Genomic DNA, 19,665 nt, shown 5'->3' with positions numbered 1-19,665 from the left:
ACTCACCGCGCCACCGATGAGTTTCCGCACGAGGATCGGTCGAAAGGGGTGACAGTTCTCCCGCTCCGGTCTCCCGCTCCAGGAGGTTCTCCATGACGACCGACGGATTCACCACGTGTCTCTGGTTCGACGGCACGGCCGAGGAAGCCGCGCACTTCTACGTCTCGATCTTCAAGAACTCGTCCCTCGGAAAGATCGGCTACTACAACGAGGCCGGTCCCGCCCCCGCCGGCGGCGTGATGGCCGTCGACTTCGTGGCCAACGGCCAGAAGTTCGTCGCCCTCAACGGCGGCCCGATGTTCAAGTTCACCGAGGCGATCTCCTTCCAGATCTACTGCGCCGACCAGGCCGAGGTCGACCACTACTGGGCCAAGCTCACGGACGGCGGCGAGGGCGGCCCCTGCGGGTGGCTCAAGGACAAGTACGGCGTGTCCTGGCAGGTCATCCCGGACGGCCTGATCGAGATGATCAGCGACCCGGACCAGGAGAAGGCCGTCCGCGCCACCAAGGCCATGTACGCGATGGGCAAGCTGGACATCGCCGCCCTGAAGAAGGCGTTCGCGGGGGAGTAGGGGTGACCCGGCTGGTCGGCACCGGCCTGAGCCACCCCCGCACTGCGGTGGCTCAGGCCGGCTGACCGCTGCTGTGCAGTGCCGAGTAGACCCCGCCGCGCCCCAGCAGCTCCTCGTGCGAGCCGATCTCCCGGACGGCGCCGTCCTCCATCACCACGATGCGGTCGGCGCCCCGGATCGTCGACAGCCGGTGCGCGACCACGAACGTCGTACGTCCGTGCAGCAGCCGCCCCAGCGCCTCCTGCACGAGCGCCTCCGACCGGGTGTCCAGCGCCGAGGTCGCCTCGTCGAGGATCAGCACCCGGGGGTCGCGGATCAGCGCCCGCGCGATGGCGAGGCGCTGCCGCTGGCCCCCGGACAGCCGGGCGCCGTGCTCGCCGACCAGGGTGTCGACGCCGTGCGGCAGCCGGTCGACGAACTCCAGCGCGTTGGCGTCCCGCAGCGCGGCCCGTACCGCCGCGTCGTCGGCGTCGTCCATGCCGTACGCCACGTTCTCCCGGACCGTTCCGTCGAACAGGATCGACTCCTGCGGCACCACCGACACGAACCGCCGATACGTCCGCAGGTCCAGCGTGTTCATATCGGTCCCGTCGAGCAGCAGCCGCCCCGAGGTCGGCCGGATGAACCCGATCACGAGGTTCAGCACGGTCGACTTCCCGGCCCCCGAGGCACCGACCAGTGCGACCGTCTCGCCCGGAGACACGGTGAGCCCGAAGTCCCGTACGGCGGGCCGCCCGCCCTCGTCGTACGCGAAACCCACACCCTCGAAGGCCACCTCGCCCCGCAGCCCGGTGACGGCGATCTTGCCCGCGTTGTCCTCCAGCTCGGGCGCCTCCAGCACCTCGCCGACGGAGCGAACCGACTCCAGGCCCTTGGTGATGACCGGCGCGAGCCCCGCGAGCGTGGTCGTCGAGTTGGTGAGGGTGGTCAGGAACGCGCTCAGCATGACCACATCGCCCGGGGTGACACCCCAGACGCCGTAGTAAGAGACGAGCGCCGCGCCCGTCAGGAACAGCACGCCGACCGCGTTCAGGAACACCCAGGCCAGCGAGGCGAACCGCCCGTTGAGGAGGTCGAGGCGGAGCCCGGAGGTGAGCACCTGGCGCAGGGTGCGGTCCATCCGGCCCAGCGCCTTGCCCTCAAGGCCGTGCGCCCGTGTGACGGAGATCAGCCGGGTCATCTCGCTCACCCGCGACGACAGTTGCTCGACCTCGTGCCGGAAACTCTCGTTCTGGGCGCGCAGCCGCGTCCGCAGCCGGACGATCAGCAGGGCCGCGACCGGCACCACCAGCAGGAACACGGGCAGGAACTCGGGCGTCCGGATCCCGATGACGACCAGCCCGCCCATGAGCACGGTGAGCGCGCCGAGCCCCGAGTCGGAACTCTGCTGCATCATCTGCTCGACGGTCTCCACATCACGGACGACCTTGGCCTGGAGCACGCCCGCGCTGACCCGTGAGTGGTAGCCGATCGACAGCTGCTGCATCCGCGTGCACAGCGCGGACCGCAGATCGGTGCCCATGCGGCGCACGCTGCCGTACAGCAGCCGTACGTACAGCAGATGCAGCGGCGGATTGATCACCAGGATCAGCATGATGACCCCGGAGCTGAGCCAGAGCCCGCCGATCGGGCGGTGCTGGACGACGGTGTCGATGATGTCCGCGGTGATCAGCGGCAGCAGCCAGATCGGGCTGTGCTTGACGGTGAAGACGACCAGCGCGACGCCGAGCCGCCACCGGTCGGCGCGGAACAGATAGGCGAGGGTGCGTATCGGGTGCTCGCCCCGGTAACGGTGGTCGAGTGGCTGCTCGGACGACGCCATGGACGGGGGTCCTCCTTGGGAACCTGGCATTGGGGCAAGCGCTTTCTGCCCTCTGTGCGTCGGCCTACACCACCCCGATGGGAGGATCTCCTTCACTCGGCCAGGATCTCCCTGATCACATGCCGGGAGTTCGCCGCGAGCACCGGGTTCGTCTCCCGGTAGTACGGCAGCTGGACCAGCGAGATCGACAGCGCCCAGCCGCGCCCGCGCGCCCACTCGGCGTCGTCGGCGCCCACCGCCTCGCGGAAGGTGTCACGGACACCGGCGGGCAGCAGATTCCACGCCACGATCAGATCGACGGCCGGATCGCCGACCCCGGTGCAGCCGAAGTCGATCACGGCACTGAGCCGCCCCTCGGTGACCAGTACGTTCCCCGGTGACAGGTCGGCGTGCGCCCAGAGGGTCGGTCCCGTGTGCTCGGGCGCCCGCATGGCCTGCTCCCACAGGCCCGTCACCGCCTCCGTGTCCACCTCGCCCGTCAGCTGGGCGAGGGCCGCGCGCGTGTCCGCGTCCCGGGCCGACAGCGGAACCGCCCGGTAGTGGGCCGGCCCGTCCCCGGCGTCGACGCGGCGCAGGGCACGGATGAAGTCGGCGAGTTCCTTGGCCAGCGTCTCGGGGGAGTCGAGCGCGCCCGCGACCGGATTCCGCCCGTCCAGCCAGCCGTACACCGACCAGCACCACGGGAACCCCTCGTCGGCATGGCCCCGCCCGACCGGCTCGGGCACGGCGACCGGCAGCCGGGGCCCCAGCAGGGACAGCCAGCGCTGCTCGTGCTCGATGCTCCCCACCGCCCCGGGATGCCTCGGCAGCCGGACCACCAGCTCGCCCCCGAGCCGGAACATGGCGTTCTCTGTCCCGGCGGACTCCAGCCGCTCCAGGGGCAGTTCCGCCCACTCGGGAAACTGCCGGGCGACCAGGCGCTGGACCAGCGGGGCGTGGATCTCCACCTCGTCGGCATGCATCTTCAGGGCACACATGTCGACCATCCCAGCGGCCGACGGGCGCGCAGTCCACCGAATTTGGCGGCACGACGGAGACCCGGGCGGCCGTCGGGACCGCGGGCCGTCCCGTCACGGCATCGCGGGTCGGCCTGTGGGGGCTGCGGGTTGGTCCGTTACGGGACTGCGGGGTCGGCTTGTCCGGGGCTGCGGGTTGGTCAGTTACGGGAGCCCGGACCCGGCCTCTCCGGGAGTGCGGGTTGGCTTGCCACGGGAGCGCGGGTCGGCCTGTCCGGGACTACGGGCCGGTCTGTCGGGGACGGCGGTTGGCCCGTCACGAGACTGCGGGTTGGCTCGTCACGGGGGCGTGGGTCGGCCTGTCGGGGACTGCGGGTTGGCTCGTCACGGGGGCGTGGGTCGGCCTGTCGGGGACTGCGGGTTGGCTCGTCACGGGGGCGTGGGTCGGCCTGTCGGGGACTGCGGGTTGGCTCGTCACGGGGGCGTGGGTCGGCCTGTCGGGGACTGCGGGTTGGTCCGTTACGGAACCGTGGGTCGGCCTGTCCGAGACCGTGGGTTGGCCTGGTCGGGACCCGTGGGTTGGCCTGTCCGGGGCTCGTGGTTGCTCCGTCACGGGACCGTCGGCCGGTCTGTCCGGGGACCGCGCGCCGGTCTGTCCGGGGACCGCGCGTCGGCCTGTCCGGGACCGCGCGTCGGCCTGTCCGGGCCGGCGTGCCCGCCCGTCGCCGCGCGCGTCGGCCCGGCGCCACGCCGACCGGAACGCCCCCGTCCGCGCGTAACCACTGCGTTTCCCCGGTTAATTTCCGCCGCCGAAGGGTTGGCGGGAAACCGCTCCCTCGTTATCGTTCACGGACTTCACTTAATCGTTCCGCTGAACGAATAGCGGGAAGGGCGGTCGGTCCATGTCCGACATCCACCACCCGGCACGGCGGTCGGTGCTCGCCGCGGGTGTGGCCTCGGCGGCCTCGCTCGGCGCGTCCTGGCTGCTGACCGGCTGCACGGGCGCCGCGTCCGCGCCGGTGCTGCCCGCCGCCGTACAGAAGGGCGCCCCCGACCGCGGCGGCACCCTGCGCATCGCCCGGCCGCCCGCCTCCGACGCCGAGACCCTCGATCCGGCGAGCGCCCTGTCCGCGTACGAATATCTGGGCGCCCTCTACAACCGCCTCGTCCGCGTCGCCGCCGACGGCACCCTCGCCCCCGACCTCGCCGAGTCCTGGGAACCGGACGCCAAGGCGAGCACCTGGACCTTCCGGCTCCGCAAGGGCGTCGCCTTCCACGACGGGCGTGCCTTCACCTCCGCCGACGCGGCCTACACGCTCCGCCACATCCTCGACAAGGCGACCGCCTCTCCGCAGGCCGCCGTTCTCGCCCCGCTGGTCGACCCGGCCGCGCTGCGCACCCCCGACGAGCACACCCTCGTAGTCCCGCTGAAGACCCCGAACGCCGAGTTCCCGAGCCTGCTCACCCACTACAACTGCTATGTCGTCCCGGACGGCAGCGCCCGCTCGATCGGCCGTACGGGCATCGGCACCGGCCCCTTCAAGCTGGAGTCGTTCGCGCCCGCCGGACCCGGCCGGGTCACCGCGTACGTGGATCACTGGGCGGGGCGTCCCGTCCTCGACGCGATCGCGTTCTACTCGGTCGCCGACATGTCCGCGCGATCAAATGCCCTGCTGGCGGGACAAGTTGATCTGCTCTCCCAGACCAACCTCGACTTCGCCACCGCCCGCGTGGTCGCCGCCTCAGACCGCGCGACCGTCGCCCGCGTCAAGAACGCCCAGTGGTACGTCCTGCCGATGCTCACCACGGAGAAGCCCTTCACGGACGTACGGGTCAGGCAGGCCATGAAGCTCGCCTACGACCCCGAGCACGTGGTGAAGGTCGCGCTGCAAGGCGCGGGCGCCGCCGGCTGGGACAACCCCGTACCGCCGAGCGACCCCAACCACTTCTCCGCACACCCGGCGCACGACCCGGAGAAGGCCCGCCACCTGCTGAAGCAGGCAGGGCAGGAGGGGTTGGCCGTCGACCTCTACACCTCCTCCTACGACCCGATCTTCACGCCGATGGCCCTCGCCTACCAGGACTCCGCCAAGCGGGCCGGCATCCGGATCAGGGTCAAGACGGCCGCCGCGGACTCGTACTACACCCAGATCTGGATGAAGAAGCCGCTCATGGCCACCTACTGGTTCACCGGCAGACCCGTCGACCAGCTCTTCACCCAGATCTTCCGCAGCGGCTCCTCCTACAACGAGACCGCCTGGTCCGACAAGGCCTTCGACGCCGTCCTCGACCGGGCGCGCCGCGAGACCGACGACACGAAACGCCGCGAACTGTACGGCGAGGCACAGACGTTGGTGATCGAGAAGGGCGGGGCGATGACCCCGATGTTCGCCGACCGGCTCGTCGGGATCTCGCGCAAGGTGCGCGGATACGCCGAGCACGGCTTCGAGTTCGACTACCGCGGCATCGGCCTGAAGGACGGGGTGTGATGAGCATGCTGACCTTCGTCGCGCGCCGGATCGCCGCCGCCTTCGGCACCCTCCTCCTCTCCTCCGTCCTGGTCTTCCTCGCCGTCCAGGCACTCCCCGGCGACGTCGCCACCCAGATCCTCGGCAAGGACGCCACCCCGGACGCCGTCGCCGCCCTGCGCACCCAGTTGGGCCTCGACCAGCCCGCCTGGGAGCGCTACTTCGACTGGGTACGTGGCGCCCTGCACGGGGACTTCGGCACCTCGCTCGTCTCCGGCAAGGCCGTCGGCGGCGAAGTCTCCCTGTACCTCGGCAACTCGGCGCTGATCGCCCTGATCACCGTCCTGTTCGCGGTCACCGGCTCGATCGTCCTCGGCATCGTCGCCGGCCTGTACCGCGACCGTTGGCCCGACCACCTCATCTCCACGGTGAGCCTGGTCGGCATGAGCGTCCCCGAGTTCGTCGTCGCGACCGTCCTGGTGCTCTGCTTCTCCGTCGCACTGCCCTGGTTCCCGGCGGTCGTGCTGTACGGACCCGAGGCGAGCGTCGGCCAACTCCTGCCCGCCGTATGGCTTCCGGCCCTCGCCCTGGCCATCGTCATGGCCGCCTACATCGTGCGTATGGCCCGCACCTCGGTGATCGACGTGATGGCGAGCGAGTACGTGACGACCGCCCGCCTCAAGGGCCTGACCACCTGGCGGGTGGTCACCCGGCACGCCCTGCCGAGCGCGCTCCTGCCCACCCTGCACGTCATCGCCCTCAACGTCGCCTGGCTCGCGGGCGGGGTCGCCGTCGTCGAGAACGTCTTCAACTACCCCGGCGTCGGAAAGCTGATGCTCTCCTCCGTGCAGAACCGGGACCTGCCCGTCATCCAGGCCATCGCCCTGGTCAGCGCGGTCGTGTACGTGTGCTGCAACCTCGCCGCCGACCTCACGGCGATGGCCCTGAACCCCAAGCTCCGTACGCGCGGGAGGACCCGATGACCGCCCTCACCCTCGCCCCCGTGGCAGGCCGCGCCTGGCGCACCCTGCGCACCTCGCGCACCGCCCTCGTCGGCCTCGCGATCGTCGCCGTGCACGTCCTGATCGCCCTGCTCGCGCCCGTCCTCACCTCCTACGACCCCATCGCCAACGACTCCTCGGAGGCGTTGCTGGGCCCGAGCTGGTCCCACTGGGCGGGCACCGACCAGTACGGCCGGGACGTCCTCGCCCGTGTCCTGTACGGCGGTCGCTACGCCCTCGGTGTCTCGGTCGCCGCCACCCTGCTGACCGTCGCCCTCGGCACGGTCGTCGGATGTGCGGCGGCGCTGCGCGGCGGCTGGTTCGACGACGTGCTCGGCCGTGTACTGGACGCGATCCTGTCCGTGCCGTCGATCCTGGCGCTGCTCGTCATCGTGACCGCCCTCGGCACCGGCCCGTCGGTCATCGTCCTGGCGATCGCCGTCGTGTACGTCCCCCAGGTCGTCCGCGTCGTGCGCGGCGCCGCCCTCGCGGTCGTACCCGCCGACTACGTCACCGCCGCCCGGGCGCGCGGCGAGGGCACCTGGGCGATCCTGCGGCGGGAGATCCTGCCGAACATCACCGACGTGGTGTGCGTGGAGTTCGCGATGCGGGCCTCCTGGGTGGTCCTGCTGATCTCCTCGCTGTCCTTCCTCGGCTTCGGCGCCGACCCGCCGACCCCCGACTGGGGACTGATGGTCGCCGAGAACCGCACCGCCATCACCGTCGTCCCGATGGCGAGCCTCGCACCGATCATCGCCCTGGCCACCCTCGTGGTCGGGCTCAACCTCGCGGCCGACGGCCTGTCCAAGGCGTGGGGCGTCGACAGGATCAGGGAGGGCAACTGATGTCCGGCTCGATCGTCTCCGTGAACTCCCTGTCCGTGGCCTACCGTTCGGGCGGCCGTGACGTGCCCGCCGTGCACGAGGTGTCGCTGGAGGTCGCCCAGGGGCGGACACTGGCCCTCGTCGGCGAGTCCGGCAGCGGCAAGTCCACTGTCGCGGCGACCCTGTTGGGGCATCTGCGACACGGATCGCGGATCACCGGCGGCTCGGTCGTCGTGGACGGACAGGACGTGTTCGCCCTGCCCGCACGGGAGTTGAGGCAGCTGCGGGGCAGCACCGTCGCCATGGTCGGCCAGAACGCCGGCCACGCGCTCACCCCCTCCATGCGGATCGGCCGGCAGATCGCGGAGGCGGGCGGCAGCGTCCCCGTCGTCGACCTGCTGGAACAGGTCCGGCTGCCGCGCCCCGCCGAACTGGCCCGGCGCTACCCGCACGAACTGTCCGGCGGCCAGCAACAGCGCGTCGCCATCGCCATGGCCGTCGCGGCCCGCCCCAAGGTCCTCGTCCTCGACGAGCCGACGACCGGCCTGGACGTGGTGACACAGCGCGGGGTCCTCGACCTGATCGCCGCCCTGCGCGACGAACTCGGCCTGGCCGCCGTCCTGGTGAGCCACGACCTCGGCGTCGTCGCGCACATGGCCGACGACGTGACCGTGCTGCGCTCGGGGCGAGTGGTGGAGGCGGCGCCCACGCGGACGCTCTTCACGGCGCCCCAAGACCCGTACACCAGACGCCTGTTGGCGAGCGTGCCGCGCCTCGACGACACCGGGCTCGCGATCGTGGGCGAGACGGGCGAGCGGGAGGTGCGCGCGAAGGCGGCCGTGCCCGACGACTCACCCGTCGCTGTCTCGGCCGTCGACGTCACCGTCGACTACGGATCCACCCGTGCCGTGCACGGCGTCTCCTTCGACGTCCGGCGCGGCGAAGTCCTCGCCCTCGTCGGCGAGTCGGGCAGCGGCAAGTCGACGCTCGCCTGGACCCTCGCCGGGCTGCGCACCCCGTCCGGGGGCACGATGACCCACGAATCGGGCGACCTGGCCCGGCCCGCCGGGCGGCGTCCGCTTTCCCTGCGCCGCCGGGTGCAGCTCGTCTTCCAGAACGCGGACACCTCCCTCAACCCCCGCCGCTCGGTCGGCGACGCGATCCGTCGTCCCCTCCGGTTCTTCGGTACGGCGGACAGCCGTACGCAAGCCGCCGAACGGGCCCGCCGGCTCATCGCCGACGTCCGGCTCGACCCCGACCTCGCCGACCGGCTGCCCGCCCAGCTCTCCGGCGGCCAGCGTCAACGCATAGGCATCGCGCGGGCGTTGGCGGGCGAACCCGACGTCCTCATCGCCGACGAGATCACCACCGCCCTCGACGTCTCCGTCCAGGCAGACGTCCTGCGCCTCCTCGACGACCTGCGCCGGGAACGCCGACTCGCCTGCCTCTTCATCAGCCACGACCTGGCTGTCGTGCGGGGCATCGCGGACCGGGTGGTGGTGCTGCGGAGCGGGGTCGTGGTCGAAGAAGGCCCGACGGACGCGGTGTTCGCCTCGCCAGGACATCCGTACACCCGCCAGTTGATGGCCGCCGCCCTCGAACCCGACCCCGACGCCCGCCCGTTCGCCGGGAGCATCCCTGAATGGGAGGACGCGGCCGAACCCGACGACCAGTGGACCGAGCACGGCGACGGACACCGGGTCCGCCGCTGGCGCGCGGCCGGTGCCCTTGTCACCGAAGGAGTTTCGTGAAGTACCGCGAGGAGTTCGAGCGCCAGGTCGTCCGGGAGGACGTCTGGATCCCCACCCGGGACGGCCGGACCCGCCTGCACGCCCGTATCTGGCGCCCGGCGGACGCGGTCACGGACCCGGTGCCCGCGCTCCTCGAATACCTCCCGTACCGCAAGAGCGACTGGACGGCCCCCCGCGACGCCCAGCGCCACCCCTGGTACGCCGGACACGGCTACGCCTCCGTCCGCGTCGACGTCCGGGGGCACGGGGACAGCGAGGGCACACCCGGTGACGAGTACGACGCCCAGGAACTCGCGGACGGTGTCGACGTCGTCAACTGGCTTGCCGCACAAGCCTGGTGCACGGGCGCGGTCGGCATGTTCGGGATCTCCTGGGGCGGTTTCAACTCCCTCCAGATCGCCGCCCTCGCCCCCGAACCGCTGAAGGCGATCGTCACCGTCTGCTCGACCGACGACCGATACGACAACGACGTCCACTACACGGGCGGCGCCGTCCTCGGCATCGACATGCTCGCCTGGGCCGGCACGATGCTCGCCTTCGCGGCCCGCCCACCGGACCCGACGGTCGTCGGCGCGGACCGCTGGCTGCCGATGTGGCGCGAGCGCCTCGACGCCCTCGAACCCTTCCTGCACACCTGGCTGGACCATCAGCAGCGCGACGACTACTGGAAGCACGGCAGCGTCTGCGAGGACTACGACGCCATCGGCGCGGCCGTCCTCGCGGTCGGTGGCTGGCACGACCCGTACCGGGACGCCGTGCTGCGACTCGTGGAACACCTGCCCGCGGACCGCGTACGGGGTCTGATCGGCCCCTGGTCGCACCAGTACCCGGACCGGGGACTCCCGCCCGGCCCCGCGATCGGCTTCCTCCAGGAGACCCTGCGCTGGTGGGACCAGCACCTCAAGGGCATCGACACGGGAGTCATGCGCGAGCCCTTGCTCCGGGCGTGGATCAACGACCCGGTACCACCCGCGACGTCGTACGAGGAGATGCCGGGCAGGTGGGTGGGGGAGAGTAACTGGCCCTCGCCGAAGGTCACTTGGGACACACGCCCGCTCGGCACCGGCGACGCCCCCGTCCTCGTACGCTCGCCGCAGCACACCGGCCTCGACGCCGGGCGCTTCTTCCCCTTCGGCAACGCCAGCGACCTGCCGCCCGACCAGCGGGAGGAGGACGGGCGTTCGGTGTACTTCGACTCGCCGGTGCTGGCGGAGCGGGTCGAGATCCTCGGGCGCCCGCGCGTCCGGCTGCGCCTCGACAGCTCCACCCCGCGCGCCCATGTGATCGCCCGGCTGTGCGACGTCGCCCCCGACGGGTCGTCGACGCTCGTCACGCGCGGGGTGCTCAACCTGCTGAGCAGAAACGGGCGGGACAAGGCCGTGGAGTGGAGCCCGGGGGCGTACGAGGACGTCGAGTTCGAGCTGAACGGCATCGGTTACGCCTTCCCGCCCGGCCATCGCGTGCGGGTGGCCGTCTCCGACGCCTACTGGCCGTGGGTGTGGCCGCACGGCGAACGCGGCGAACTGCGCGTCGTACCGGCCGACAGCGCCGTACTCCTGCCGATGCGGCAGACGCCGGACGAGGCGCAGGCGATCGTGTTCGAGGAGCCCGAACAGGCCCCGCCGCTGCCCGTGACCTACGACCGGCCCGCCGACCCGGCACCCGAACGGCTCGTCACGCACGATGTCGCCAAGGGGGAGTGGACCCTGGAGGTCGACCCCAACTACGGGGGCTCGCGCACCTATCCGGACGGCCTGCGGTACGAGGAGAGCGCACGGGAGACGTACCGGATCCGCTCCGACGACCCGCTGTCCGCGCGGGCCGTCTCCGAGTGGCGTATCCGGCTGCGGCGCGGGGCGGACCGCGACGAGTGGGACGCTGAGATCATGGCGCGGACGGAGCTGCGGGCCACGGCCGCGGAGTTCGTCATGGACAGTCGCGTCGAAGCACGGGCGAACGGAGAGACAGTGGTCAAGCGCGCATGGCACCGCACCACCCCGAGGACCTCGGGATGACGGCCGCCAAGCCCTCCCGGCCCGCCGCGAAGGCCCCCCGCCGCGCCGTGGCCGCCGCCGACCGCACCCGGCAGCCCACCGAGGTGCGCCGACGGCTCATCGTCGAGGCGGCCGTGCCGCTGATAGCGGAGCGCGGATACGCGGCGGTGGGCGTGCGCGACGTCGCCGCCGCGGCAGGGGTGTCGGTCGGCACCGTCACTTACCACTTCGGCAGCGTCCAGGAGATCCTCTCCGAGGCGATGGTGCTGCACATCGAGCGGTACTACGCGGCGCTCAACGAGGCCGCCGACCGGGCGAGCAGCGGGGCCGAGGCACTGCGGCTGCTCGTCGACGCGCTGTTCACCGAGGACACCGACCGGCACTGGCGGATGTGGTTCGACTACTGGAACGCGGGCTCCTTGGGTGAAGGGGGCGTGACCGACGAGGCCTTCGCGCGCGGCCAGGCCCAGCGCTACGAGGCCTGGCACAGCCAGATCCGCGCACTGGCCGAACGAGCCGTCGCCGACGGGGAGTTCACCTGCGACGACCTCGACGGCTTCACCGTCCGCTTCGCCGCCCTCGCCGACGGCCTGGCCCTGCAACGGCTGCGCCAGGCACCCCCGTTGAGCACCCAGGACGCCCGCCGACACCTCAACCGGCTGATCGGGACGGAACTTCGGCCGTCCGCGTGAGCGACGCGGGCGCCGGTGCGGGGCGTCCGATGTGAACGCCCCGCACCCGGCGCTCAGTTCACGGCGTCATCCCGTTGGTGCACGCGGCACCGGGCTCGGGCGTCTGCTCACCCTGGACGTACTTGTCGAGGAACTTCGCGACCCTCGGGTCCGAGGCCTTGTCCACCTTCAGCTGGTGCTCCCAGGCGCTCAGCACGATCGGCGACGACTGGTCCTCGTACGGACTCATGAAGGTGTACGACGTGTTGGTCACCTTCTCGGACAGCGTCTCGACGTCCGCCTTGGCGGCCTTGTCGTTGTACGTGATCCAGACGGCGCCGTGCTCGAGGGCGTGCACCGCGTTCTCGTTGGGGACGGTCTTCGTGTAGACCTGCCGGTCGCAGTTGACCCACACCTGGTTGTGGTCGCCGCCGACGGGCGGGCTCATCTTGTAGGTGACGGCCGTGTCGACGTGGTTCTGGGTGAGCTTGGACCAGCTCTTCACGCCCGATATCGGCGCGGCCTTCGCCTCCTCCTTGTCCTGGGCGGAGTCGATCAGGAGCCAGCCGCCGCCGGCCAGGCCGACGAGGATGACGGCGGTCGCACCGAGCGTGAGCAGCCGCATCCGGCGCTCACGAGCCTGCTCGGCCTTGCGCAGTTCTTCCATGTGGGCGCGGCGGGCCGCGGTCTTCGCCTTGGCATTGGATGTACCCATGGGATGTCCTTCTCCGGGCCGTACCGTCTCCGGGCACGGCGCTGCGAACTGGGGTGATGATCGTGGTCGGGGCCGAAGGGGCCGGGCCGGCGGGTGCGGGCCCGAACACGGCCTAGACCCTGAGCAGTTGCAGCTCGTGGAGGTCGGGAGGGCGGGCGCTGCCCGGGATCCGGGACGGGCCGAGAGCGCGCCCGGCGGGCGCGGTGCTCAGCTGGTCCAGGGCGGCGGCCCGGTCCGCGCCGATGAAGGGCGCGTGGTTGAGGACACCGTGGTGGCCCGGGGTGTGACAGCCGTGGAGCGGGCCCTCCTGGCAGGGGTCCCGGTCGGCCGCGTGCACGGCGTGCGCCGACGTCGACCGCGACGGCCCGGCGTCCGGCGAGGGCAGCGAGCCGGCGCAGGAGAACGCGAACGTCGCGAGGACGAGAACCAGGACGCCCAGCAGATGCGGGAGGCCGCCGCGGGCATGCCGCGTCGCGAGGCGACGCACCCGTGCAGCGGACATCGGGACACCTGAAGATAGGGGAGGGGCCAAGGAGACAAGCGCCGATGAAATTATCAGACCGCAGGGTTGTGTTACTGCCGCGCCCTACCCCAGATCGTTGACCAACACCGCCGCCCCGTCGAACCGCCCGCCCTTGAGATCCCGCAACGCCTCCGGCGCCCGCGACAGCGGACAGGTGTGCGTGGTCGCGTGTACGCCGTGCAGCGCGGCCAGCGACAGGAACTCACGGGCGTCCTCGCGGGTGTTGGAGGTGACGCTGCGCAGCTCCTTCTCGTAGAACAGGTCGGTGTCGTAGCGCAGCGGTGGGATGTCGCTGAGATGGATGCCCGCGACCGCCAGCACCCCGCCCCGGTCGAGCGCCCGCAGCGCCACCGGTACGAGGTCGCCGACCGGCGCGAACAGGATCGCGCTGTCCAGCGGCTCCGGCGGCGGGTCGTACGCCCCCCGCGCCGAGGCCGCGCCGAGCGCGAGCGCCAGCCGCCGCGCGGCCGGGTCCCGGGTCAGGACATGCACCCTGGCGCCCTCGGCGAGCGCGACCTGCGCGCACAGATGGGCGCTGCCGCCGAACCCGTACAGCCCGAGCCGCCCGCCCGGCGGCAGCGCGCACCGGCGCAGCGCGCGGTGACCGATGATGCCCGCGCAGAGCAGCGGAGCCAGGGCGACGTCGTCGATGTCGTCGAAGGGGAGTCGGTGGACGAACGCGGCCGGGACGGTCGTGTACTCGGCGTAGCCGCCGTCCGCGTCCCAGCCGGTGTACTCGGAGGCCGGGCAGAGGTTCTCCGCCCCGCGCCGGCAGTGGACACAGGTACCGTCCGTGCGACGCAGCCAGGCCACACCCACCCGGTCACCGAGGGCGAAACCGCGCACGGCCGGTCCGGCCCCGGCCACCACGCCCACCACCTCGTGCCCGGGCGTCACCCCGGGCCGGTGCACCGGCAGATCCCCCTCGGCGACATGCAGATCGGTCCGGCACACCCCGCACGCGCGCACACGCACGAGGAGTTCGTCGGCGCCGGGCACCGGGACCGGCTTCTCGACCAGCCGCAACGGCCCTTCCCCGGGCCCCACCGGGCCGGGCCGGTCCACCACCCACGCACGCATCGTCCCGTCGGCCATGCCTTCCAGTCTGTAACAGCTCGGGCCGCTCGGCGCGCGCCTCGGCCGAAGCCTGACTAGCGTGAGAATTCGGACCACCCGACGAGACCGGAGAGGCCGGAATCATGGCCGTGCAACCTGAGGGAACCCCCTGTTGGGCCGACGCGATGTTCAACGACGTCGAGGGAGCCAAGAGCTTCTACGGCGAGGTGCTGGGCTGGACCTTCGGCGAGTCGTCGTCGGAGTACGGCAACTACACGCAGGCCTACGCCGACGGCAAGGCGGTTGCCGCCGTCGTCCCGCCCATGCCCGGGCAGGAAGGGCAGTCCGCGTGGTGTCTGTATCTCGCCTCGCCGGACGCCGCCGCCACCGCCACCAAGATCCGTGAGAACGGTGGCGAACTGCTGATGGAGCCGATGCAGGTGGGCGAGTTCGGCACCATGTGCCTGGCCCGCGACCCCGGCGGCGTCGTCTTCGGCGTCTGGCAGGCCGGTACCCACGAAGGCTTCGAAGCGGGAGCGGAACAGGCCGGCGCCTACTGCTGGGCCGAGGTCTTCACGCGCGAGGTGGAGAAGTCGGACACCTTCTTCCCGGCCGTCTTCGGCTACTCGGCGAAGCAGATGCAGGACGACGCCATCGACTTCCGTATGTACGACCTGGGCGAGAAAACCGTCCTGGGCCGGATGCGGATGACGGACGACTTCCCGCCCGAGATGCCGCCGTACATCAACGTCTACTTCAGCGTCGCCAACTGCGACGACGCCGTCGCCACCGCCACCAAGCTCGGCGGTGTGCTGCGCTTCGGCCCCATGGACAGCCCCTTCGGCCGGTTCGCCGCGCTGAGCGATCCGCAGGGCGCCAACTTCTCGATCATCGACCTGACGACGACGGCCGGTGAGATGCCCAAGTCGACGGACGTGGACTGAGCGAGGTACCGAACGGGGCGGCCGGGGGCCCGGTTCGCGCATGGCATGATCGAGCGCATGCGTGAACGAGTGGTGGCCGCCTGCGACGGGGCCTCGAAGGGAAATCCGGGACCCGCGGGCTGGGCCTGGGTGGTGGCCGACGGCTCGGAGAGTCCCGCCCGCTGGGAGGCCGGGCCGCTCGGCAGAGCCACCAACAACGTCGCCGAACTCACCGCGCTGGAACGCCTGTTGACGGCCGTCGCCCCGGACGTACCGCTGGAGATCCGCATGGACTCCCAGTACGCGATGAAGGCCGTCACCACCTGGCTGCCCGGCTGGAAGCGCAAGGGCTGGAAGACGTCCGCCGGCAAGCCGGTCGCCAACCAGGAACTCGTCGTCCGGATCGACGAACTCCTCGACGGCCGCTCCGTCGAGTTCCGTTACGTCCCCGCCCACCAGGTCGACGGCGACAAGCTCAACGACTTCGCCGACCGCGCCGCCAGCCAGGCCGCGATCGTCCAGCAGTCGGCGGGCAGCGACCTCGGCTCCCCGGAACCCCCGGCCTCACCCGACACCCCACGCTCGACACCCAAGAAGACGTCAGGCACGAAGACGTCTCGGCCGCGCAGCGCCAACTCCTCCACCAACCGCACCCTCAAGGCAAAGTTCCCGGGCCGCTGCGTCTGCGGACGCGCCTACGCGGCAGGAGAAACGATCGCCAAGAACCCCCAGGGCTGGGGCCACCCGGAGTGCCGCACAGCAGAGGCCCCCTGAGGCGCCCCGCAGGGGCAGCCTCTCAGGGGCGCGGGGAACTGCGTGACCAGCCCCCACCGGCCGGCAGCCGACGAACTGCACTTTCCGCAACCCACGCCCTGCTACTCTCCGACGCGAAATGACCACCTTCTGTAATCGCTAGGGGTGTGTGTGAAGGTCGCCTGTGTCGGAGGTGGGCCCGCCGGCCTGTACCTCTCGATCCTGCTGAAGCTCCAGGATCCGTCCCACGACATCACCGTGTACGAGCGCGACCCGGCGGGCTCGACCTACGGCTGGGGCGTCACCTACTGGCAGGGCCTGCTCGACAAGCTCCACGAGCACGACCCCGACTCCGCGCGGGCCGTCGCCGACGCCTCGGTGTCCTGGAACCACGGAGTCGCCCACGTGGGCGACAGCGCGACCAGGCACCCCGGCGACGAGGGCTTCGGCATCGGCCGCCACAAGCTCCTCGACATCCTCGCCGACCGGGCCCGACAGCTGGGCGTACGGCTGGAGTTCGAGCACGGCGTCACCGACGCAGCCGAACTCGTCGACGCCGACCTCGTCGTGGCCGCCGACGGCGTCAACAGCGCGCTGCGCGAACAGCACTCCGAACACTTCGGCGCCGGCCTGCGAGCCGGACGCAACCGGTACATCTGGCTCGGCACGACCAAGGTCTTCGACGCGTTCACCTTCGCCTTCAAGGAGACGGAGCACGGCTGGATCTGGTGCTACGGCTACGGCTACAGCCAGGACCACAGCACCTGCGTCGTCGAATGCTCCCCCGAGACCTGGACCGGCCTCGGCCTCGACCGGACGAACGAGGCCGACGGTCTCGCCCAGCTGGAGAAGCTCTTCGCCGACGTGCTGGACGGCCACCCCCTGATCGGCCGTTCCGCCGCCGACGGCGCCGCCCAGTGGCTCAACTTCCGCACCCTCACCAACCAGACCTGGCAGCACGGCAACCTCGTCCTGCTCGGTGACGCCGCCCACACCACGCACTACTCCATCGGCGCCGGCACCACCCTCGCCCTGGAGGACGCCATCGCCCTGGCCGACGCCCTCCGTGCGTACGCCGAACTCCCCGTGGCCCTCACCGCGTACGAGAAGCGGCGCAAGTCGGAACTGCTCTCCATCCAGAGCGCGGCCCGATACAGCGCCCAGTGGTACGAGAACCTGCCGCGCTACATCCGGCTGCCCCCGACCCGGATGTTCGCCCTGCTCGGCCAGCGCCACTCGCCGCTGCTGCCCTATGTGCCGCCCCAGCTGTACTACGGCATCGACCGGGCGGCGGGCCGCCTCGAAGCGCTGCGCCGGTTCAAGCGCTGGCTCGGGCCGAAGCTCGCCCGCACCGCGCAGAGCCGGGTGCTGGCCTCCCGTACCCGCGAAGAGGCCGAGGTCTCCGGCAAATAGCCTGGTCACGGCGGCTGTCATTGGGTGAATGACGATTCACCGGTATGGTGAATCGTCATTCACCTCATTTTTTGTCGCGCAGAGCGGCCGGCCGCTGGAGTGCCGATGGACCAGCCTGTCCCGATATCCGACCGGTCGTCCGGCCCGTCGGCCACGCCTCCGCGGAGCCTGCGCGAGCGGATGACCGTTCCGGCGCTGGCGTTCGGCGGGATGCTCTACGCGGTCCAGCAGACCGTCGTCATCCCGCTCCTGCCCGATCTGCCCCGGCTGACCGGTTCCTCGCCCGGCGCGGTCTCCTGGATGGTGACCGCGACCCTGCTGTCCGGCGCCGTCCTCACCCCGGTACTGGGACGGGCCGGCGACATGTACGGCAAGCGGCGGGTGCTCATCGCGGGCCTCGCGCTGATGGTCGTCGGCTCGGTCATGTGCGCCCTGTCGTCGGACATCGGTGTGCTCATCACGGCCCGCGCCCTCCAGGGCGCCGCCTCCGCCGTCGTACCGCTCTCGATCAGCATCCTGCGTGACGAACTGCCGCCGGAGCGCACGGGGAGCGCGGTCGCGCTGATGAGCGCCACCGTCGGGATCGGCGCGGCCCTGGGGCTGCCGCTCGCGGCGCTGATCGTCCAGTACGCGGACTGGCACGTCATGTTCTGGGCGACCGCCGGGCTGGGGGCCTTGGGCGTGGCGGCCGTGTGGTGGGCGGTGCGCGAGTCGCCCGTCCGGGAGCCGGGGCGCTTCGACGTCGTGGGCGCGCTCGGGCTGGCCGTCGGGCTGGTGTGTCTGCTGCTCGGGATCGTCGAGGGCGGCGAGTGGGGCTGGAGCAGCCCGCGCATCCTGGGACTGTTCCTCGGCGCCGTCGGGGTGCTCGGCCTGTGGTGGTGGCAGCAACTGCGCGCCCGGGAGCCCCTGGTGGACCTGCGGCTGGTGGCCCGGCCCCGGGTCGGGCTGTCCCATGTCGCCGCCCTGCTGACCGGGTTCGCCTTCTACGCCAACTCCCTGGTGACGGCCCAGCTGGTGCAGGCGCCCGAGGCCACCGGGTACGGGCTCGGCCTGTCCATCGTCGAGACGGGCCTCGTCCTGCTGCCCGGCGGCATCGTCATGCTGGTGTTCTCGCCCGTCTCGGCCCGGGTCTCGGCGAAGTACGGGCCGCGCGTCACCCTGGTCATCGGCACGGCGGTCATCGCGCTCGGCTATGTCGTGCGCATCGTGGACAGCCGCGACCTCTGGATGATCATCGTGGGTGCCTCGGTCGTCGGTCTGGGCACCACCTTCGCGTACTCGGCCCTGCCCACGCTGATCCTGCGGGCCGTACCGCCCGGCCAGACCGCCTCCGCCAACGGCGTCAACGTCCTCATGCGCACGATCGGCCAGGCCATGTGCAGTGCCGCCGTCGTCGCCGTGCTGGTACGCCACACCAGCCCGGTCGCCGGTACGGCGGTGCCCACCCTGCACGGCTATCTGCTCGCCTTCGGGATGGCGGGCGTCGTCGCCCTGCTGGCCTGCACGGCGGCCCTCACCATCCCCGGCGACCCGGTCACCGGCGGCCCCCGGCGCGCCCGTGGCCGTACCAAGGGCGTCCGGGACGGGGCGATGGAGGGAGCATGAGTGCCGTGCGTACCCCACCGACGACCGACGCCGGCACTGAATCCTCATCCTCCCCGGGGGCGACCCCGCGCAGGGACGCGGAACAGACGAAGGCCGCCATCCTGCGCGCCGCCCGTCATCTCCTCGCCCGCCACTCGCAGGCGGACATCACGCTCAAGGCGGTCGCCGAACGCGCCGGTGTCAGCCCGCCGTTGATCCTCAAGTACTTCGGCAACAAGGACGCCCTCTTCACCCGAGTGATGTCCTTCGACCAGGACGCCGAAGCCCTGCTGGACGCCCCCCTCGACGGCCTCGGCCGCCACATGGTCCGTCTGCTCCTCACCGGCCAGTCCGAGCGCGGCGTCGACCCCGTCCTGCGGATCGTCTTCGCCCCCCTCCAAGGCGACCGCGGCGACATCATGCGCGCCAACTTCCGCACCCAGGTGAGTGAACGCCTCGCCGGCCGCCTCACCGGCCCCGACACTGGCCTGCGCGCGGAACTGGCCGTCGGCACGCTGCTCGGCCTGGGCGTCATGTACGGCATCGCCCGGGGAACGCATCTGCGGGAGGCGACGATCGACGACATCGTGGATCTGTACGCGCCCACCGTGCAGGCCCTGCTGACCCCTTGACGGGGTG

General features: G+C 71.5%; 17 protein-coding genes. 12 read left to right on the top strand and 5 right to left on the bottom strand.

What is annotated here, in order from left to right; all coding sequences use genetic code 11:
• Positions 1-92 precede the first annotated feature (92 nt).
• Positions 93-572: a VOC family protein gene (locus OG787_RS02690; RefSeq protein WP_369031172.1), complete on the top strand. Its 480-nt coding sequence runs from the start codon at positions 93-95 to the stop codon at positions 570-572.
• Between the two features lie 52 nt (positions 573-624).
• Here OG787_RS02690 and OG787_RS02685 read toward each other — a convergent pair whose 3' ends face one another.
• Positions 625-2,394, bottom strand: coding sequence for an ABC transporter ATP-binding protein (locus tag OG787_RS02685; RefSeq protein WP_369031173.1), 1,770 nt, complete (start codon positions 2,392-2,394; stop codon positions 625-627).
• 92 nt (positions 2,395-2,486) lie between these two features.
• The gene (locus OG787_RS02680) at positions 2,487-3,371 is read right to left on the bottom strand and encodes an aminoglycoside phosphotransferase family protein (protein WP_405534171.1); all 885 of its coding nucleotides are present in this window, start codon (positions 3,369-3,371) and stop codon (positions 2,487-2,489) included.
• A gap of 881 nt (positions 3,372-4,252) precedes the next feature.
• On the opposite strand from OG787_RS02680, the gene OG787_RS02675 reads away from it, so the two are divergent.
• The 6 genes from OG787_RS02675 to OG787_RS02650 are packed head-to-tail and all read left to right on the top strand — an operon-like array spanning position 4,253 to position 12,080.
• Positions 4,253-5,839 (top strand): ABC transporter substrate-binding protein, encoded by a 1,587-nt coding sequence (locus tag OG787_RS02675; RefSeq protein WP_405534170.1) that lies wholly within the window; start codon positions 4,253-4,255, stop codon positions 5,837-5,839.
• A gap of 5 nt (positions 5,840-5,844) precedes the next feature.
• Positions 5,845-6,801, top strand: a complete 957-nt coding sequence (locus tag OG787_RS02670) for an ABC transporter permease (protein ID WP_405540389.1) — start codon at positions 5,845-5,847, stop codon at positions 6,799-6,801.
• The gene (locus OG787_RS02665; RefSeq protein ID WP_369031176.1) at positions 6,798-7,664 is read left to right on the top strand and encodes an ABC transporter permease; all 867 of its coding nucleotides are present in this window, start codon (positions 6,798-6,800) and stop codon (positions 7,662-7,664) included. Before OG787_RS02670 ends, OG787_RS02665 begins: the two co-directional genes overlap by 4 nt.
• Positions 7,664-9,394 carry a dipeptide ABC transporter ATP-binding protein gene (locus tag OG787_RS02660; protein WP_405534169.1) on the top strand — a complete coding sequence of 577 codons (1,731 nt, stop codon included), beginning with the start codon at positions 7,664-7,666 and terminating at the stop codon, positions 9,392-9,394. Before OG787_RS02665 ends, OG787_RS02660 begins: the two co-directional genes overlap by 1 nt.
• On the top strand, positions 9,391-11,409 hold the full coding sequence (locus tag OG787_RS02655; RefSeq protein WP_405534168.1) for a CocE/NonD family hydrolase: 2,019 nt from the start codon (positions 9,391-9,393) through the stop codon (positions 11,407-11,409). Before OG787_RS02660 ends, OG787_RS02655 begins: the two co-directional genes overlap by 4 nt.
• Positions 11,376-12,080 carry a TetR/AcrR family transcriptional regulator gene (locus OG787_RS02650; RefSeq protein WP_369031179.1) on the top strand — a complete coding sequence of 235 codons (705 nt, stop codon included), beginning with the start codon at positions 11,376-11,378 and terminating at the stop codon, positions 12,078-12,080. Before OG787_RS02655 ends, OG787_RS02650 begins: the two co-directional genes overlap by 34 nt.
• A 58-nt stretch (positions 12,081-12,138) precedes the next feature.
• Here OG787_RS02650 and OG787_RS02645 read toward each other — a convergent pair whose 3' ends face one another.
• The 3 genes from OG787_RS02645 to OG787_RS02635 all read right to left on the bottom strand — a co-directional run bounded on the left by OG787_RS02645 (position 12,139) and on the right by OG787_RS02635 (position 14,377).
• On the bottom strand, positions 12,139-12,774 hold the full coding sequence (locus OG787_RS02645; RefSeq protein ID WP_369031180.1) for a DUF3105 domain-containing protein: 636 nt from the start codon (positions 12,772-12,774) through the stop codon (positions 12,139-12,141).
• 112 nt (positions 12,775-12,886) lie between these two features.
• Complete coding sequence (locus tag OG787_RS02640; RefSeq protein ID WP_405534167.1) at positions 12,887-13,276, bottom strand: hypothetical protein; 390 nt, start codon at positions 13,274-13,276, stop codon at positions 12,887-12,889.
• Positions 13,277-13,360: 84 nt separating this feature from the next.
• Complete coding sequence (locus OG787_RS02635) at positions 13,361-14,377, bottom strand: zinc-binding alcohol dehydrogenase family protein (protein WP_405540387.1); 1,017 nt, start codon at positions 14,375-14,377, stop codon at positions 13,361-13,363.
• Between the two features lie 119 nt (positions 14,378-14,496).
• On the opposite strand from OG787_RS02635, the gene OG787_RS02630 reads away from it, so the two are divergent.
• The 5 genes from OG787_RS02630 (at position 14,497) to OG787_RS02610 (ending at position 19,658) form a co-directional block, all read left to right on the top strand.
• Positions 14,497-15,297, top strand: a complete 801-nt coding sequence (locus OG787_RS02630; protein WP_405534166.1) for a VOC family protein — start codon at positions 14,497-14,499, stop codon at positions 15,295-15,297.
• Between the two features lie 45 nt (positions 15,298-15,342).
• Complete coding sequence (locus OG787_RS02625; RefSeq protein ID WP_369031183.1) at positions 15,343-16,050, top strand: ribonuclease H; 708 nt, start codon at positions 15,343-15,345, stop codon at positions 16,048-16,050.
• A gap of 150 nt (positions 16,051-16,200) precedes the next feature.
• Positions 16,201-17,442, top strand: a complete 1,242-nt coding sequence (locus OG787_RS02620; protein ID WP_369031184.1) for an FAD-dependent monooxygenase — start codon at positions 16,201-16,203, stop codon at positions 17,440-17,442.
• A 105-nt stretch (positions 17,443-17,547) separates the two neighbouring features.
• Positions 17,548-19,047 (top strand): MFS transporter, encoded by a 1,500-nt coding sequence (locus OG787_RS02615; RefSeq protein ID WP_369031185.1) that lies wholly within the window; start codon positions 17,548-17,550, stop codon positions 19,045-19,047.
• Positions 19,044-19,658 (top strand): TetR family transcriptional regulator, encoded by a 615-nt coding sequence (locus OG787_RS02610; RefSeq protein ID WP_405534165.1) that lies wholly within the window; start codon positions 19,044-19,046, stop codon positions 19,656-19,658. Before OG787_RS02615 ends, OG787_RS02610 begins: the two co-directional genes overlap by 4 nt.
• Positions 19,659-19,665 lie beyond the last annotated feature (7 nt).

Origin of the sequence: Streptomyces sp. NBC_00075 (genome assembly GCF_045041225.1) — a bacterium.
GTDB lineage: Bacteria > Actinomycetota > Actinomycetes > Streptomycetales > Streptomycetaceae > Streptomyces > Streptomyces adonidis.
The sequence above is the reverse complement of the archived record's forward strand: the minus strand, read 5'-3'. Positions and strand labels throughout refer to the sequence as shown.

Excerpts from the sequence above, each read along its gene's own strand:
- OG787_RS02650 (WP_369031179.1), top strand. The coding sequence starts at position 11,376 with ATGGCACCGCACCACCCCGAGGACCTCGGGATGACGGCCGCCAAGCCC.
- OG787_RS02615 (WP_369031185.1), top strand. The coding sequence starts at position 17,548 with ATGGACCAGCCTGTCCCGATATCCGACCGGTCGTCCGGCCCGTCGGCC.
- OG787_RS02690 (WP_369031172.1), top strand. The coding sequence starts at position 93 with ATGACGACCGACGGATTCACCACGTGTCTCTGGTTCGACGGCACGGCC.
- OG787_RS02680 (WP_405534171.1), bottom strand. The coding sequence starts at position 3,371 with ATGTGTGCCCTGAAGATGCATGCCGACGAGGTGGAGATCCACGCCCCG.
- OG787_RS02630 (WP_405534166.1), top strand. The coding sequence starts at position 14,497 with ATGGCCGTGCAACCTGAGGGAACCCCCTGTTGGGCCGACGCGATGTTC.
- OG787_RS02635 (WP_405540387.1), bottom strand. The coding sequence starts at position 14,377 with ATGCGTGCGTGGGTGGTGGACCGGCCCGGCCCGGTGGGGCCCGGGGAA.
- OG787_RS02670 (WP_405540389.1), top strand. The coding sequence starts at position 5,845 with ATGCTGACCTTCGTCGCGCGCCGGATCGCCGCCGCCTTCGGCACCCTC.
- OG787_RS02625 (WP_369031183.1), top strand. The coding sequence starts at position 15,343 with ATGATCGAGCGCATGCGTGAACGAGTGGTGGCCGCCTGCGACGGGGCC.
- OG787_RS02665 (WP_369031176.1), top strand. The coding sequence starts at position 6,798 with ATGACCGCCCTCACCCTCGCCCCCGTGGCAGGCCGCGCCTGGCGCACC.
- OG787_RS02660 (WP_405534169.1), top strand. The coding sequence starts at position 7,664 with ATGTCCGGCTCGATCGTCTCCGTGAACTCCCTGTCCGTGGCCTACCGT.
- OG787_RS02645 (WP_369031180.1), bottom strand. The coding sequence starts at position 12,774 with ATGGGTACATCCAATGCCAAGGCGAAGACCGCGGCCCGCCGCGCCCAC.
- OG787_RS02610 (WP_405534165.1), top strand. The coding sequence starts at position 19,044 with ATGAGTGCCGTGCGTACCCCACCGACGACCGACGCCGGCACTGAATCC.
- OG787_RS02675 (WP_405534170.1), top strand. The coding sequence starts at position 4,253 with ATGTCCGACATCCACCACCCGGCACGGCGGTCGGTGCTCGCCGCGGGT.
- OG787_RS02640 (WP_405534167.1), bottom strand. The coding sequence starts at position 13,276 with ATGTCCGCTGCACGGGTGCGTCGCCTCGCGACGCGGCATGCCCGCGGC.
- OG787_RS02685 (WP_369031173.1), bottom strand. The coding sequence starts at position 2,394 with ATGGCGTCGTCCGAGCAGCCACTCGACCACCGTTACCGGGGCGAGCAC.